Source organism: Pyxidicoccus fallax, assembly GCF_012933655.1.
Taxonomy (GTDB): Bacteria; Myxococcota; Myxococcia; order Myxococcales; family Myxococcaceae; genus Myxococcus; species Myxococcus fallax.
Genome location: NZ_JABBJJ010000088.1, coordinates 1 through 15,283, shown reverse-complemented (window position 1 = coordinate 15,283; position 15,283 = coordinate 1). Strand labels below are relative to the sequence as shown.

Sequence of the window (15,283 nt, the reverse complement as noted above, 5' to 3'; positions counted from 1 at the left end):
TGGCCTCCCGTTTTCTCAAAAGATGGAGCCATCAGTCAGGCTTCCCCCCGGCGGGGAGAGGGCGGGCAACTGGCGGAGGAGTGTCAGGGGTAAGAGGATAGTATCGGTTTTCGAGACTACGCCGACGCTCCATGGGTTCGACCACCTCCAAAGACCTCCCGCTGGGCACCGTCCTCCGGGAAACCTATGAGATTGCCGGCGTGCTGGGCCGTGGCGGCATGGGCACGGTCTTCCTGGCCAATCACTTGCGGCTTCCGGGCAAGCAGGTGGCCATCAAGGTGCTGCGCAACGATGGGGGGCTGGGGCCGGAGGTCTACGTGCGCTTCCGCCGCGAGGCGGAAATCGCGTCCCGGCTGGGGCACCCGAACATCGTCGAGGTGCTGGACTTCAACACCCTGGAGGATGGCTCGCCCTTCCTGGTGATGGAGTGCCTGCGCGGGCAGCCGCTGTCGCGGCGGCTGCGGCGGGGGACGCTCACGCTGGAGGAGGTGTTCAACGTCTCCCGGCAGATGGGCTCGGCGCTCCAGGCGGCGCACCGCGCGGGCATCGTCCACCGCGACCTCAAGCCCGGCAACGTGTTCCTCTCCCCCACCGAGGTGGGCGGCGTGGTGATGGAGCACGTGAAGCTGCTCGACTTCGGCATCTCGAAAATCATCGACTCGCAGAGCGTGCATACCCAGGGCGGCATCCTGTTGGGCACGCCGCAGTACATGGCGCCCGAGCAGGCCCAGGGGAAGAACCAGGAGGTGGACCCCCGGACGGACATCTTCTCGTTCGGGTGCATGGTCTACGAGATGCTGGCCCGCCGGCTGCCGTTCAAGGACGGCCCGCTGCCGGAGCTCATCTACCGCATCGTCTATGACCCGCCGGAGCCGCTGACGTCGCTCGTCAGCGGCGTCCCCGAGAACGTGGTGGCGGCCATCTACCGGGCCCTGGAGAAGCGCCCGGAGAATCGCTACCCGGACGTGGGCTCCTTCGTGGAGGACCTGACGGGCAGCCCGCTCCAGTCGCTCTCCGCCGAGGACGTGCCGGTGCCCGCGCTCGCGGTCCGCCCGTCCCAGGTGGAGACGCTGGGCATGAAGAAGCGCCCGGCCTCCGACGAGTCACCGGCCTCGCAGCGCCCGACGGTGGACGGCAGGCGCCCGGCCAGCCAGTCTCCGGCGGCCTCGTCGAAGCGCCCCGTCGTCAACGTGCCGCTCCACGAGGTCTCGACGATGACCGTGGGGGCGCCCCTGGGGGAGAGTGCCCCGCCGTCTCCGGTGGCCTCCGACGCGCCCGTGGCCGGCCCGTCGACGCAGTCGCTGCGTCCGGATGTCGGGGTGGCCCAGGGGCCCGCGCCGTTCCTGGCGAAGGGGCGCTCGCGGAAGCGATGGCTGGCGGCCGCGGCGGCGCTGCTCGTCGTGGGCGCGGTGGGCACGGCGGTGGGCCTGCTCCCCGTGGGGAGCGCACCGGCGCCCGTCGCGCGGGAGCAGGGTGGGGCGGCTCCGCGGGACGCTGTTCCTCCGCGGGCCGCGCCTTCCCAGCCGACCGCCGTTCCCGCGCAGCTCCCGGACACCGGGGTGGAAGCACCGCGTCCGGCGGAGGACGGCACGGCCCTGGCGCAGTCCCCGACGGACGGTGGGACGGAGCCGCGGCCCCCGGTGGACGAGGATGCGGATTCGCCGGGAGTGGTCTCCATGCCGTCGGAGGCGAAGGCCGCGCGCAAGCCCACCCCGGACGCGCGCCCGCCCGCGCAGGGCACGCCCATCGCCGAGGCGGCGCTGCAAGACTTGAAGGAAGGCGAGAAGGCCCTGGCGCGGGGCGACGCGGCGGAGGCGCTGCACCTCGCCCGCCGCAGCCAGCGCGTCCAGGTCACCGGTTCGTCCTTCTCGCTGCTCGTCCGGGCGCACTGCCTCCAACGAGATTTGTCGAACGCCCGCACCGTCTGGGAGCGCGTCCCCGCATGGGAACGCACCCGCGTGCGTCGTTACTGCAAGCAGTACGACATCGCGCTCTGAGCCGTGCCCGCCGTACGCGCGGACCGGCCCGGAGCCTCCACACCGAGGTGAAGTGCTTGAGAACCCTGCTGGCCATGAGTGTCTTGTTCGTCGCGATGGGCTGTGCCCGGAGCGCCCGCCCCGACAGCCCCGGCTCCGGCCCCGTGGGCAAGGGGACCGTCTATTCGGGGCCCGCCGACGAGACGGTGAGCGTCGTCCCGCTGCTGCCCCTGGAGGACCGGAAGTTCCTCATCCAGTACAACATCCCGGGCGATGACCACGATGGGAAGGTCCTGCTCCACACCGCCTCCGAGGACGGCACGGAGTACTGGGCGCGCTGGCGTGGCCGGAACATTCGCTTCTTCCTCGAGCGCAAGCACGCCGGAAGGAGGACGGGCGAGTTCCTGGCGACGCGGATGCTCGAGGACGGCGTCGTCTACTTGAAGGTCGACACGGAGCGCACCCGCGCGCTCGACGCCGAGGAGGTCCAGGAGCTGTACCTGCGCCAGCTGGCGGATGGCACGCTCGCGAAGGGCGAGGCCTTCGACAAGAAGTTCTGGGCGAAGGACCACGAGCGGCAGGTCACCGAGGCGGCCCAGGCGATGAACGCCGCCTGCGGCTCGTCCGTGGCGGTGGCCATCTCCTGGGAGCACGTCCCCGAGAAGATGCTCGACGACGGAGAGGCCATCGGCAGCTACTGCTCCGGCCCGATCGAGGCGCTGAAGTACCTGTGCGAGGAGTCCGCGGAGGCCCGGCGCACCGTCCAGGCGCAGGTCAAGCGCGTGGACTGCCGCGCGGGCGACAGCTTCTCCGGCCGCGTCGAGGCGGACACCGTGGTCTGGAGCATCGCCCCCGGCACGAGCGGCCCGAACTCCGAGCAGTACCAGCAGTTCTTCATGGACAACCTCTAATCGGAGCCCGCGCATGTCCTCCTCACGATTCCTCGCGTTCGCGGTCCTCCTCGCGTCCGGTCCCTCCGTCGCCGTCGAGCCCCCCTGGGGCGAGGGCAAGAACCTGGGCCAGCGCATGACGCTGGAGCGCACCGCGGTGTGCACCGACGGCCGGGGCCACTACGTCACGGCGACGTCCATCCCCGGCAGGGGCCAGGTCCAGGTCTTCTACGGTGACGGCAAGCGCTTCACCCAGGTCCCGCTGGCGCCCAACCACTTCTATATCCCCCCGGGGGCGTTCCTCGACCCGCGCTTCTCGAACCCCGAGGCGAACTCCAACGTCAACAACAGCGGGCTCGACCTGCGTCCGTACTCGTACGTGAAGGCCGACCTGAAGGCGAACACCTGCGCCGTCACCTGCGGCACGCGCACCACGTCCCTCACGCTGGTGGAGCCCGGCAAGGCGAGGGACCTGCTGCTGAAGGCCACGTACGGCGTGAGCCCCCAGAAGTTCGAGCCCCATGCCCTGCTGCGTGACACCAAGGGCCAGTACTACCTGGTGGAGCGCAACACGGCGGCGTCCGGACAGAAGGGCTACCGCATCTTCATCGGGCCCCGCGGCCGGCTGAAGCCGCAGCAGATGCTCAACGTCGTCGCCGACTCGAAGGGTGAAATCTTCTCCACGAAGCAGGGGGATTTGCAGCTCGTGCTGGACCGCGAGCAGCCCTCGCTCTGGATTGTGCGCAAGCGCCGCATGGAGCTGCGCTCCGTGCCCGTCGAGCAGAACCTCCAGCTCATCTACAACGAGCTGGGCGTCTACACCGGCGCGCGGCTCGGCACGCCCTGCGACGACTTGTAGTCGTCACGCCCTCTGTTCGGGCGTGGACCCCACCCGACCTCCTGAGTTCGTCCATGGACACCCCATGCGGGGAATCCTCAGGAGGTTGGTGCATTGCGTTAGAGATGACCTACCCTGATAGCACCGAACAGGATGGATTTCTCGATGTCCACCACAAGGCGCTTCAGGGCGGAGCTGGAAACAGGGGGCGGTGGCCCTCTGAGCCGGAGCCGCGCCATGTGGGTGGACATGCCCGTTGTACGGCCGCGCCAGAGCCGGCGAAGGGTCGTCCGGGGACCGGTCCCAGCCGGGACGGGGGGCCCGGCTGGGACCGGCGACCCCGTCTTGCAGTACAGTTGCGGACTGTCTGTGCCGGGGGGAGAGGGGAGCTGAAGCGATGGTGGTGGAGGCACCGGAACCCAGAAAGCTGTCGGCCATCCTGTTCACGGGCATCGAGGGGCCTGGCCGGCATCCATGGCGCGATGACGCGCTTCAACAGCTATTGCGTGAGGAGCACGCCCTGCTGGTGCGGGAGCTCTTGCCGCGTCACGGCGGGCGCGAGGTGAAGCGGCTGGAGGACGGCTTCCTGCTGGAGTTCGAGAACGGCCCGTCCGCGGTGGGCTTCGGGCTGGAGCTGCAGCGCACGCTGGAGACGCGCAACGAGGTGGTGGCCGCCGAGCGCCGCGCGGTGCTGCGCGTGGGCGTGCACCTGGGCATGGTGGTGCACCGCGACGGGGACGTGTTCGGCGAGGGCGTCAACCTCGCGGCCCGCATCGAGGCGCTGGCGCGGCCCGGCACGCTCTACGTCAGCGAGACGGTGGCGCGGCAGGTGGAGAACAGCCTGGCCCGGCCGCCGGTGAAGCTGGGGCGCGGGGACATGAAGAACATCCGGCTGCCGGTGGCCGTCTACCGCATCGACCCGGAGGAGCGTGGCAACCGCGTGCCGTGGCTGTCGCGGATGCGCCGGTTGTTGGGTCGTCGCGGTCCGGCGAACTGAATCGGTCCGGCCGGGCACGGGGCGTTATAGGGTGCCGCGCCATGGCCCCTCTCACGCTCGTCGTCGGTACGAAGAACTATTCGTCCTGGTCCCTCCGCCCCTACCTGGCGCTGGCCCACACCGGCCAGCCCTTCCAGGAGGTGGTGATTCAGCTGGGGGAGCCGGATACGACACAGAAGATCCTCCAGCACTCGCCCAGCGCGCGCGTGCCGTTGCTGAAGCACGGAGAGCTGTCCATCTGGGACTCGCTGGCCATCTGCGAGTACCTCGCGGAGACCTTCCCCGAGGCGCGGCTGTGGCCCGAGGACAAGGCGGCTCGCGCGGTGGCGCGCTCCGTCACCGCGGAGATGCACTCCAGCTTCGCGGCGCTGCGGCAGCACATGTCGATGAACATCCACGCCCGCAAGCCGGGCCAGGGCCGCGCGGCCGGCGTGGCGGAGGACATCGCCCGCATCACCGCGCTGTGGAATGACTGCCGCGCCCGCTTCGGCCAGGGCGGCCCGTTCCTCTTCGGCCACTTCACCATCGCCGACGCCTTCTACGCGCCCGTCGTCACCCGCTTCGTCACCTACGGCGTGGAGCTGGACGCGGTGTGCTCCGCGTACCGCGACGCGGTGCTCGCCCTGCCGGCCTTCCAGAAGTGGGCCGAGGCGGCGAAGCACGAGAAGAAGGTGGCGAAGTACGAGTGAGCTTCAGCCCAGCGCGCCCTCGCGCACGCGGGTGAAGACCTCGTCGTAGCGGCCCTCCGCGTAGGCCCGCGCCAGCTCCGGGTAGCGGCCCTGGCGCAGCTCGCGGAGGTACGCGTACTTCGCGGAGTGGTAGCCGGCCACGGCCCACGCCAGGCGCGACGCGTCCCCACCGCCGCGCCACAGCGCGCCCTTCAGCACGCAGTCGCGCATCCACGATGCCACGCGCTGCACGCCCACGGGCTTCAGGCGCCGCCCCTCCGCGTGCGCCCGCAGCGCCCACAGCAGCGCGTAGCGGTCCTCCTTCGCCGAGCGGCGCGCCACCGAGGTGGTGAAGCGGTGCTCGATGGGCGCGTGCACGCGCCCGCCCGCCATCTTCGGGAGCGCCTCGTGGACAATCTGCTCCGGCTTCCACACGGCCCGCTCCCGGCGCACGAGCCGCGCGCGCCACTGCGTGCGGAAGAGGAAGCGGCGGCCGTCCAGCTCCGCCCAGTCCCGCCGGGGCAGGCGGTACACGGCCTCGGTGGGGCTGGACGCCTTCCACGCGCGCAGCGTCTCCACCGCGCCGGGCTCCAGGTGCTCGTCCGAGTCCAGGTAGAAGACGTAGTCGCACGGGCCCAGCGCCTTCACCGCCGCGTCGCGCGCCGCCCCGTAGCCCCGCCATGCATGGGGCACCGAGCGCGCCCCGAGCGAGCGCGCCAGCTCCACCGAGCCGTCCGTGGCACCCGTGTCCAGCGCCACCACCTCGTCGCAGAGGGCGAGCAGCCCCCGCAGGCACGGCTCCAGCGTGTCCCGGTTGTCGCGGTGCAGGACGTAGCCGCCCAGCCTCACAGCCCCAGCTCCTTCAGCTGCGCGTCGAAGGCGTCCGCGGTGGTGAACAGGCGCCCGTGCATGCCCAGCGCGTTGGCCGCGTCCACGAACTCCCCCAGGTCATCGAAGAAGGCGGCCTCGCCGGGGGCGCAGCCCACGCGCTCCAGCGCGAGCCGGAAGATGTCCGGCTCCGGCTTCACGTGGCCCACCTCGCAGCTCATCACCACCGCGTCGAAGCGCTGGAGCACCGGCAGGAGCGGCCGCAGGTACGCGACATGGAGCGCGTTGGTGTTGGACACGAGCCCCAGCTTCACCCGGCCCACCAGCCCCTCCACGCGCGGCAGCACCTCGTGGTGCAGGGTGAAGTGGCTGCTCCACAGAGGCGCGAACTCCGCCATGGGGATGTCCACGCCCAGCCCGCGGCACACGTCCTGGCGGATGGCCTCCGCGTCCAGGAGGCCCCGGTTGGCGGCCGTCCAGCCCGCGCCGGTGAGCCGCTGGCCCACCTCCGGGCCCGTCAGCCCCGCGCGCGCGCCCAGCAGGGTGAAGAGCCGGGCGTTGTCATGGAAGACGAGGACGTTGCCCAGGTCCAACAGCACCGCCTTCACCAACGCCATGCGTCCTCCTTGTCAGGTGCGGTAGGCGCGAGCCACGTCCTGCATCTGCCCGGACACCTCCTGCAGCAGCTTCGCCGCCCGGGTGGTGGCCGCCAGACTCTGCTGGGTGTCGCTCATCATGGACGACAGGTCCGTCACCGCTGTGAAGATTTGCGCGATGCCCGCGTTCTGCTGGCTCACCGCGCCGGCAATCTGCCTCACCGCCGCCGCGTTGTCCTGGATGATGGTGGCCAGCTCCTTCAGCCGCTCGCCGCTGCTGCGCACCTGCTCCACGCCCGCCTCCACGCGCGCGTGGCCCGCCTCCGTCATCTTCGCGGTGGAGAGGATGGAGCCGCCCAGATCATTGAGGATGTCGCGCACCCGCTCGGTGGCCTGGATGGACTGGTCCGCGAGGTTGCGGATCTCGCGCGCCACCACGCCAAAGCCCTTGCCGTGCTCGCCCGAGCGCGCCGCTTCGATGGCCGCGTTGAGGGCCAGCATGTTGGACTGGTCCGCCAGGTCCTTCACCGTGCCGGTGATGCCGCCAATCTGACGCGTGCGCTCGTTGAGCTGGGAGATGCGCTCGGTCATCTGCTTGGACTGCTCCAGCAGGGACTGGAAGCCGCCGAGGCTGTCGCGGATGTCCTCCTCGCCCTCGCGGCCCACCTCCTCGGCGCGCGAGGCGCGGCCGAGCACGTCCTCGGCCTTCTCCGAGGCCAGGAGCGACGTCTGCTTGATTTCCTGCGCCGTCACCTGCGTCTCCTGCAGGGCGGTGGCCTGGCGGGCCACGTTGCGCTCCTGCTGCTCGGAGGCGCGCTGCAATTCCGCCACCGTCTCGCTGAGCACGCGGGTGCCGCTCTGCATGCTGCGCACCGACTCGCGCAGCTGCTTCACGAGCTGGCCGAAGGCCCCGGCCAGCTCGCCCACCTCGTCGTCGCCGGCCTTCACGTCGATGTCGCGGGTGAGGTCGCCCTCGCGGACGATGCGCGTCACCGCCGCGCGCAGGGCCAGCACGGGGCGGGTGATGCCGCGCGCCAACAGCCACGCGCCGGCCACCGCCAGCACCCCGAAGCCCAGGGCCATCAGCATGGCCACGGTGCGCAGGCCGTCCACCGGGGCGTAGGCTTCGTCCGGGTCCACCAGCGCCACGAAGCGCCAGCCGTCCCCCACGTCCTTCACGGCCGTGCCGTTGACGGCCTCCACCGCCAGCAGCTCCCCGTCACCGCCGGCGTCCTTCCCGCGGGTGTCGAAGAGCACCGCGCCGTCCGCGCGCCGCAGCGCGAGGGCGAAGCTGTCCAGCGAGCGCTGGCGGGCGCGGGCCAGCGCGGGCTGCACCAGCCCGTCCACCTGCGCCCAGTCGAAGGCGGCCAGCAGCACGCCCAGGCGCGTGTCCGTGGCCGGGTCCACCACCGGCACCGCCAGGGACAGCACGCGCACGCCGAAGACGGGGTCCTCGGCGGTGACGCCCTCGCCGGTGGTGCGGCCCTGCTGGGCCTCGCGGAACCACGCCGTCTCCCGCACGTCGTGCATGCCCGCGTACGCGTCGCGCAGCGCCGGGGTGCTGGCGGAAATCGCGTGGCCCTCGTCGTTGAAGAGGACGATGCCGTTGAGGGTGAGGTAGCGGCGCTGCAGGAGCGCCAGCAGCGCGTCCGCCGGCTGGGTGTTGCCCGTGCGCAGCGCGGAGCGCACCACGACGTCCTCCGCCCAGCTGCGCAGGCTCGCCTCGCGCTCGGCGAGCGTGGCCTCCATGAGGTCCTTCACGCCCTCGGCTTCCCGCAGCAGCGACGCGCGTATCTGCTCCTCCACCATGCGGCGCGCGCCGCGCGTCTGGAGCACGTTGAGCGCCAGCAGGGGGATGACGCAGAGAAGGGTGACGTACAGGGTCAGACGCCCGCGCAGCGTGAGGGAGCCGATGAGGGGAAGGTGCATGTCTCTCAGGGCTCGGAGGGCGGGGGGCCCCGCCGAGTCGGTGGCCCCTCGCGTATACCAGAGCCCCAGCCTTCCAGGGCACCCCTCGCGCCTGCCTGCTCAGAGGACGGGCACGCGGTTCGGTAGCTCCCTCGCCGGCAGGTTCGAGTAGTCCGCGTCGACGTCCAAAAGGACCCGCTGCTTCACCCGGGTGCTGAGGACCCGCCTCAACCTGCCGAGGAATTCCGGAGGAGCGGCGATCACGAGCTTGTCGAACGCGTGGCGATCATGCCCCTTGTCGAGGAACTCGGACAGTTCGCGGGCGAAGCGGTCGTGTTCCAGTTCCTTGCGGCCATTGGGTTCGTTCTCCACGGGCGGGCCATGGAGCGTGCCCGCGTTGGGGTTGTCCGGCTGGTTGAGCAGCGCGAAGGCCTTGGCCCGGCTCTCGTCGTGCTGGAACTCCTCCACCAACAGCCAGTCCCCTTCCGCCTTCGCGTCGGTCGCGAAGAGGCGCGCACGGCTCGCGTTCCCCACCAGAATCCAGAGCGTTCCATCCGCCATGTCGTTCATCTCCTTTAGGAAGGGAAATGAGGACCGGCCCGGTCCCCGGCAAGCTTCCGGGACCGAGCCACGCCCCCGCCGCGCGCAGGGCAGGCGGCCATGTCGTACCCGCTTGACGGGAATAATCGGCTGGACGTGAAGGGCGGACGGGCGAGCATCGTTCCGTTGTGGAAAGCGGCGGAGTAGAAATGGGGTCATGCGTATTCCCCCCGCTCCCCCCATTGTCCTGCTGGCGCTCGCGCTGTGGGTCCACCCCGCGTGGGCCCAGGAAGGCGGCCTGGGCCTGGACCTCAGTACGGATACCCCCGCGCAGGAGGAGAGCCCCGGAGTCGGGCTCGACCTGCGAGACAATGACTCCACCGACCTGAAGCCGCGCTTCGTGCTCCTGGGGCTGGACACGCCCGAGCGCGCCGGCGCGCAGCAGTCCTCCAACTGGTTCCGGGCGCTGGCGCGCGGCGCCATGTCCTCCGGCATGGTGGCCTGGGGCAGCAACATCCAGGAGACGCGCGAGCGGCTGGCCCAGGGCTACGCCGCGGCCACGCGCTGCTCGGAGGTGGCGTGCCTTTCGGAGCCGGCGGACGCGCTGGACGCGGACCTGCTCACCTCCGCGCGCCTGTCGCTGGAGGACGCGGGCTGGACGCTGCGGCTGTGGACGTATGACCGGGACCGCCGCGTGGTGGTGGAGGACGTGGTGACGGGGCGCAACCCGCGCGACGCCGCCTTCCTGAAGGAGGCCGAGGCGAAGCTGGCCAGCCGGGTGATGGCCCTGGCCCGGCCGCGCGCCCTGCTGAAGGTGGAGGTCAACGTGCCGCAGGCGGTGGTGAAGGTGGGCGAGCGCATCCTCGGCGTGGGCAGCGTGGAGGCGCGTCTGTCTCCGGGCACCTCGCAGCTGGAGGTGTCCGCGGACGAGTACAGCACCTTCACGCGCACCCTGAACCTCAAGCCCGGTCAGACGGAGTCGCTGGAGGTGCGGCTGGAGATTTCCGGTCCGGCGCCGGAGGGCCCCGGTGACGAGGCGGTGGGGGGCCTGTCCAAGCGCGGCGCCGGTGGGCCGTCCATCTTCAAGCGCCCGGCGCTCTACACCGCGGTGGCGGGCCTGGCCGCGGTGGCCGTGGGCGTGGTGGTGGGGATGGGGGCCAAGGACGTGGAGAAGCGCGGCGGCGACGCGAACGGCGACGGCATCTACGATTTGACGCGCAAGGAGCGGCTGGACGCGCAGTCGCAGGCGAACCTCGCCACGGCCCTCATCGTCGGGGGTGGCGTGGTGACGGCGGGCAGCGTGGCGTGGCTGGTGGTGGTGCCCACGCGCAGCGAGCCCAAGACCTCCGTGCAGCCGGGCGGCACCGGCGGCGCCTCCACGGCGCTCCAACTCGTCGTCGGCGGGAGCTTCTGAGAACCATGAGGACCTTCGTGAATCCCTGTCTGCGAGCGCTCTGCGCCCTGCTGCTGCTGTCCGGCGCGGCGGGCTGCAAGGTGGATTTCCCCAACGACGTGCCCTACACCTGCGAGGCGGACGCGGACTGTGGCGGCGACAGCTACAAGTGCACGGCGCTGCCCGACAACGGGCCGAAGTACTGCTGCCTGCCGGACCCGGACGAGCTGTGCAACGGCGTGGACGACGACTGCGACGGCGCCGTCGATGAGCAGGAGGGCTCCTGCTACACGGGCCCCGAGGGCACCCGCGACGTGGGTCCCTGCAAGAGCGGCCAGCCCGCGTGCAGCCGCAGCGGCACCGTCCTCTGCCTCAACCAGGTGCTGCCCGGCACCGAGGTGTGCAACGGGCAGGACGAGGACTGCGACGGCCAGGCGGACGAGGACTTCAACTTCCAGACGGACAACAAGAACTGCGGCCGCTGCGGCGTGGTCTGCACCTTCCTGCAGAACTGCGTGAATGGCACGTGCGTGCGGCGCACCGAGCTGAACTGCGGCGACGGCATCGACGACGAGGGCGACGGGCCCCAGGACTGTCTGGACCGCGAGGACTGCGAGAACCAGTCGTGCGGCACGGGCTGCGTGTGCCGTGGCGGCCGCCGGGTCGAGACGGTGTGCAGTGGTGGCCTCGACGAGGACGGCGACGGCCCGCGTGACTGCGCCGACCGCGACTGCGACAACCAGTCGTGCGGCGCGGGCTGCACGTGCCTGTCGGGCGTGGCGAAGGAGACCATCTGCGACGACGGCATCGACAATGACGGCAACGGCGGCACGGACTGCCAGGACCCCGACTGCCTCCAGGAGACGTGCGCTCCGGGCCGCGTCTGCAAGACCTCGGGCGCGCGCACCGGCTGCGTCGAGGGCACGTGCGACGACGGCATCGACAACGACGGCGTCGGCGGGGCCGACTGCACGGACCCGGTCTGCATCGGTGAGTCGTGCGGCATGGGCTGCGTCTGCGGCGCCAGCGTCCCCGGCGGGGGCCCGGTGGCCTCGAAGATGGACCCCGGCACCCTCCCGACCCGGCGCGAGACGACCTGCAACGACGGCCTCGACAACGACGGCGACAGCGCCGTCGACTGCGGGGACCTGCAGGACTGCTCGCGCGGCACCGCCTGCTCCCGCCTGGTGGACGGCCAGCGGGTGGCGGGAGCGTGCAACGGCACCGGCGCGTGCGTGGCGCCGTGATCGCCCGGCGCGCGGTGGAGTCCTCTCCGGAGGTCGCCGCCGCGCGCCCCTTCTCCCACCCCGTCTCCCGTTGAGCCCATCAGTCGTGAGTCCCTCCCGCCACCGTCAGGAAGTCGTCAGTCGCCGGTGGAGGGGAGGGGCCCTGGCATGGCCACTGGAGAACGGCCCCGCCGGGTGGGAGGACTGTCTCCGGGAGCGCGGCCGGGTGGAAGTTTCCACCCGGTGGGCTCGCGAATTCTCACAGCCCGACAAGCGCGTCGTCCCTGGGAAGACAGAGACGCATGAGAGGGTTGCCGTCGGAACCGATCGTGGAAATTTCTTCCCATCATGGGCTCCGATGACCTCTTCGCACAGACGGTGCTGTCCACCACGGGAGGCGCCGTGGGTGGCGTAGTCCAGCGTGCCGACGTGGAGCTGCGGGTGGGCACCACGCTGGGGAACTACCAGCTCGAGCGGCTCCTCGGAGAGGGGTCCATGGGCAAGGTGTTCCAGGCGCGCCACGCGCGGCTGGGACGCCAGGTGGCGCTCAAGGTGCTCAAGCCCGAGCACGCGCGCGACAGCGGCTTCGTGCAGCGCTTCTTCCAGGAGGCGCGCACCGTCAATCAAATCAACCACGAGCACATCGTCGAAATCTTCGACTTCGTGGACGAGGGCGAGGGCGGCCACGTCTACTGCGTCATGGAGCTGCTGCGGGGGCAGAGCCTCGCGTCGCTGGCGCAGGAGGAGAAGCTGACGCTGGCGCGCATCCAGCGCATCGCCGTGCAGGTGTGCGCGGCGCTGGGGGCGGCGCACCAGGTGGGCGTGGTGCACCGGGACGTCAAGCCGGACAACCTCTTCATCATCCACCGCGCCGGCCAGCCGGACTTCGTGAAGGTGCTCGACTTCGGCGTGGCGAAGCTGCTCACGTCCGAGGGCAATACGACGGGGACGATGGACGGCACCATCATCGGCACGCCCGCGTACATGGCCCCGGAGCAGGCCGCGGGGCTGCCGGTGGACGCCCGCGCGGACATCTACGCGGTGGGCAACATGCTGTATGAGCTGCTCTCCGGACGGCCGCCCTTCCAGGCCCCGGCCTTCGGGCAGCTCGTGGTGCAGATCATCACCCAGCCGCCGCCGCCGCTGCCGCCCTTCCTTCCCTCGGGCGAGCCGCTGCCGCCGCAGCTGAATGCGCTGGTCATGCGCTGCCTGGCGAAGGAGCCGGAGGCGCGGCCGCAGTCGCTGGCGGAGGTGACGACGGCGTTGTTGCTGTTGCCCGCGCCCGTCAGCGTGCCGGAGGCGCCCGCCCCGGTGGTGGACCTGTCGGAGCGGCCCACGAAGCGGATGCTGGTGCCGCTGCCGTGGCGCCCGCGCGTGGCGCTGGCGGCGGGCGGTGCGGCGCTGGCGCTGGTGGCCGGCGTGCTCGCCTGGGCCGGCCTGCGCCCGGAGCGCGCGCCCGCGGCCTCGTCGGAGCCGGTGGCCCTGGCGCCCGCGGCGCCGTCCGCGCCCCGGGGGCCCGTCACCCTCACGGTGCGCTCGTTCCCGGAGGGCGCGCAGGTGCTGCGCGCGGACACGGGCGAGGTGCTGGGCGTCACGCCGCTCATCAGGCAGCTGCCCGGTGGGGTCGAGCCCATCGGCTTGCGGGTGGAGCTGGCGGGGTATGTGCCGCTGGAGCGGGTGGTGAAGCTGGACACGCACGCGGTGCTGGAGGTGCCGCTCGCCAAGGCGCAGACGGCGCCGCGGCAGGTGTCCGGTTCAACGCGGCCGGCGGCGCGCAAGGGGGGAGGACGTGATGCGGTCATCGACCCGTTCGCCACGCCGTAGCGGGGTGGTGCTGGCCGTGGTGGGGGCGCTGCTCCTGGCCCCCGTGTCCGGGCGGGCGGAGGCGTCGCCGGACGCGGAGACGCAGGCGCGCGCGCGCTTCGCGGAGGGCAACCTGGCCTACGACGTGGGCGACTTCGACAAGGCGCTCAAGTCCTTCAGCGAGGCGTACCGCCTCAAGCCGCTGCCCGGCTTCCTCTTCAACATGGCCCAGTGCCACCGGCAGCTCGGCCAATACCCGCGCGCGGCCTTCTTCTACCGGCGCTACCTGGCGCTGATGCCGGACTCGGCCCAGGCGCAGGTGGTGCGCGAGCTGGTGCAGGAGATGGAGGCCCGGGCGCGCGAGCAGGAGGCGCGGCGGCTGGAGCGCGAGCGCGCCGAGCAGGACAAGCAGGTGCAGCGGGCCCGCGCCGAGGCGGCGAAGGCCGAGGCGGAGGCCGCGGCGCGCCGTCGCGCGGAGCTGGAGGCCGAGCAGCGCGCGCTGGAGGCCCGCGCCGCCCAGGCGCTCACCCAGCCCGCGCCCCAGGCCCTGGCGGGCAACTCCGTCTCCGCGCCCTGGACGCGCAAGTGGTGGGTGTGGGCCGGCGTGGGCGCCGCCGCGGCGCTCGTCACCACCGGCGTCATCGTCGCCACCAGCGGCCCGGATGCCCGGCCCACCTCGCTGGGCACGCTCGGCCCGGCCCGGTAGGCGGGAGCTTCCCGTCCCACGGCGCGGCGCGCCGGCCCGGCAACATCCCGGCGTGGCCGGGCTTCCGCGCACGGGCGGCCCGGCGCGGCGGCTTCAGCGCGACGCGCTGGCCTGCGCCAGGACCTGCTCGGCGATGCGGGCGATGCGGGCGTTGAAGCCCTCCGCGTCATGGTAGGTGAGGCGCACGTCGCCCACATGGAGCTGGACGCCCGGCCGCAGCACGGCGGGCTGGTCCGGCTCCATGGGCGTGCCCTCCAGCGCCACCGGGCGCGAGCCGGCCATGCGCGTCACCTGCCACGCGCCGTCCGGCGCGGGGGCGAAGAGCAGCTGCTCGCGAGACACCGTGGCGTCGTTGATGACCATGGCGTTCTGCGGCGCGCGGCCCAGCCGGATGGGGCCCCGCTCGGCCAGGGCCACCAGCTCGAAGCACATGGCGTCCCCGGCGGGCAGGCAGTCCTTCAAATCCGTCAGCGGCAGCCGCGTGGCCGCCACGTTTCCCTCGAGCGTCTCCGGGACATTCCATGCCCCGGCCTCCCACACCAGCCACGGGTGTGGGTACTTGGCACGGAACTTCTCCTTGAGTGCCATGTGCTGACGCACGAGGAGCGAGAGCAACAGAGCGCGAGCCATGAGTACTCAATAACCTCCCTCACCCCCCGGTGGGGGCGCAAGGCGCGGCGCGGTGTGTTCGTGTCCACGATTGAGCGGAAGGCCGTCCCGGCCCCCTCTCGCGCGCGAGCCGAGGGCTGTAGTACATCCCCTTCCACCTGCTGTCGTGGGGCACGTGCGGCGCTCGGCTGGCGGCCCCCGAGACATGGCCACCCTGGCTCCTGGAAACATGATGCGCCGTCTGTCCGTCCTCGCGCTGTGCGCGGCCCTGTGGGCCGCCTGTGAAGATTCCCCGGGCCCCACCG

14 protein-coding genes are annotated in these 15,283 nt (G+C 71.8%); 9 read left to right on the top strand and 5 right to left on the bottom strand.

The annotated features are described in order from the left end of the window. Positions 1-131: 131 nt before the first annotated feature. The 5 genes from HG543_RS19905 to HG543_RS19885 all read left to right on the top strand — a co-directional run bounded on the left by HG543_RS19905 (position 132) and on the right by HG543_RS19885 (position 5,390). Positions 132-1,997 carry a serine/threonine-protein kinase gene (locus HG543_RS19905; RefSeq protein ID WP_211194038.1) on the top strand — a complete coding sequence of 622 codons (1,866 nt, stop codon included), beginning with the start codon at positions 132-134 and terminating at the stop codon, positions 1,995-1,997. 74 nt (positions 1,998-2,071) lie between these two features. After that, positions 2,072-2,887, top strand: coding sequence for a hypothetical protein (locus tag HG543_RS19900; protein ID WP_169346390.1), 816 nt, complete (start codon positions 2,072-2,074; stop codon positions 2,885-2,887). A 13-nt stretch (positions 2,888-2,900) separates the two neighbouring features. Beyond that, complete coding sequence (locus HG543_RS19895; RefSeq protein ID WP_169346389.1) at positions 2,901-3,725, top strand: hypothetical protein; 825 nt, start codon at positions 2,901-2,903, stop codon at positions 3,723-3,725. 376 nt (positions 3,726-4,101) lie between these two features. After that, a complete protein-coding gene (locus HG543_RS19890) occupies positions 4,102-4,701 on the top strand; it encodes an adenylate/guanylate cyclase domain-containing protein (RefSeq protein WP_169346388.1) in 600 nt (199 codons plus the stop codon). A gap of 41 nt (positions 4,702-4,742) precedes the next feature. Then, complete coding sequence (locus tag HG543_RS19885; protein ID WP_169346387.1) at positions 4,743-5,390, top strand: glutathione S-transferase family protein; 648 nt, start codon at positions 4,743-4,745, stop codon at positions 5,388-5,390. A gap of 3 nt (positions 5,391-5,393) precedes the next feature. On the opposite strand, the gene HG543_RS19880 is transcribed toward HG543_RS19885, so the two are convergent. The 4 genes from HG543_RS19880 to HG543_RS19865 form a co-directional block, all read right to left on the bottom strand. Beyond that, entirely contained in the window at positions 5,394-6,218 is an 825-nt protein-coding gene (locus tag HG543_RS19880; protein WP_169346386.1) for a glycosyltransferase, read from the bottom strand. Beyond that, entirely contained in the window at positions 6,215-6,814 is a 600-nt protein-coding gene (locus HG543_RS19875; RefSeq protein ID WP_169346385.1) for an HAD family hydrolase, read from the bottom strand. The genes HG543_RS19880 and HG543_RS19875 overlap by 4 nt, the downstream gene beginning before the upstream one ends. A 12-nt stretch (positions 6,815-6,826) precedes the next feature. Continuing rightward, positions 6,827-8,722, bottom strand: a complete 1,896-nt coding sequence (locus HG543_RS19870) for a methyl-accepting chemotaxis protein (protein WP_169346384.1) — start codon at positions 8,720-8,722, stop codon at positions 6,827-6,829. 99 nt (positions 8,723-8,821) lie between these two features. Further along, entirely contained in the window at positions 8,822-9,262 is a 441-nt protein-coding gene (locus tag HG543_RS19865; RefSeq protein ID WP_169346383.1) for a host attachment protein, read from the bottom strand. A gap of 196 nt (positions 9,263-9,458) precedes the next feature. Here HG543_RS19865 and HG543_RS19860 point away from each other — a divergent pair, with 196 nt between their 5' ends. The 4 genes from HG543_RS19860 (at position 9,459) to HG543_RS19845 (ending at position 14,369) form a co-directional block, all read left to right on the top strand. Further along, positions 9,459-10,655, top strand: coding sequence for a PEGA domain-containing protein (locus tag HG543_RS19860; protein ID WP_169346382.1), 1,197 nt, complete (start codon positions 9,459-9,461; stop codon positions 10,653-10,655). A 5-nt stretch (positions 10,656-10,660) separates the two neighbouring features. Continuing rightward, positions 10,661-11,881 (top strand): MopE-related protein, encoded by a 1,221-nt coding sequence (locus tag HG543_RS19855; protein WP_169346381.1) that lies wholly within the window; start codon positions 10,661-10,663, stop codon positions 11,879-11,881. Between the two features lie 327 nt (positions 11,882-12,208). Further along, entirely contained in the window at positions 12,209-13,684 is a 1,476-nt protein-coding gene (locus HG543_RS19850) for a serine/threonine-protein kinase (protein WP_169346380.1), read from the top strand. Beyond that, on the top strand, positions 13,653-14,369 hold the full coding sequence (locus HG543_RS19845) for a tetratricopeptide repeat protein (protein ID WP_169346379.1): 717 nt from the start codon (positions 13,653-13,655) through the stop codon (positions 14,367-14,369). Before HG543_RS19850 ends, HG543_RS19845 begins: the two co-directional genes overlap by 32 nt. A gap of 93 nt (positions 14,370-14,462) precedes the next feature. On the opposite strand, the gene HG543_RS19840 is transcribed toward HG543_RS19845, so the two are convergent. Next, on the bottom strand, positions 14,463-14,999 hold the full coding sequence (locus HG543_RS19840; protein ID WP_169346378.1) for an FHA domain-containing protein: 537 nt from the start codon (positions 14,997-14,999) through the stop codon (positions 14,463-14,465). Positions 15,000-15,283: the final 284 nt, after the last annotated feature.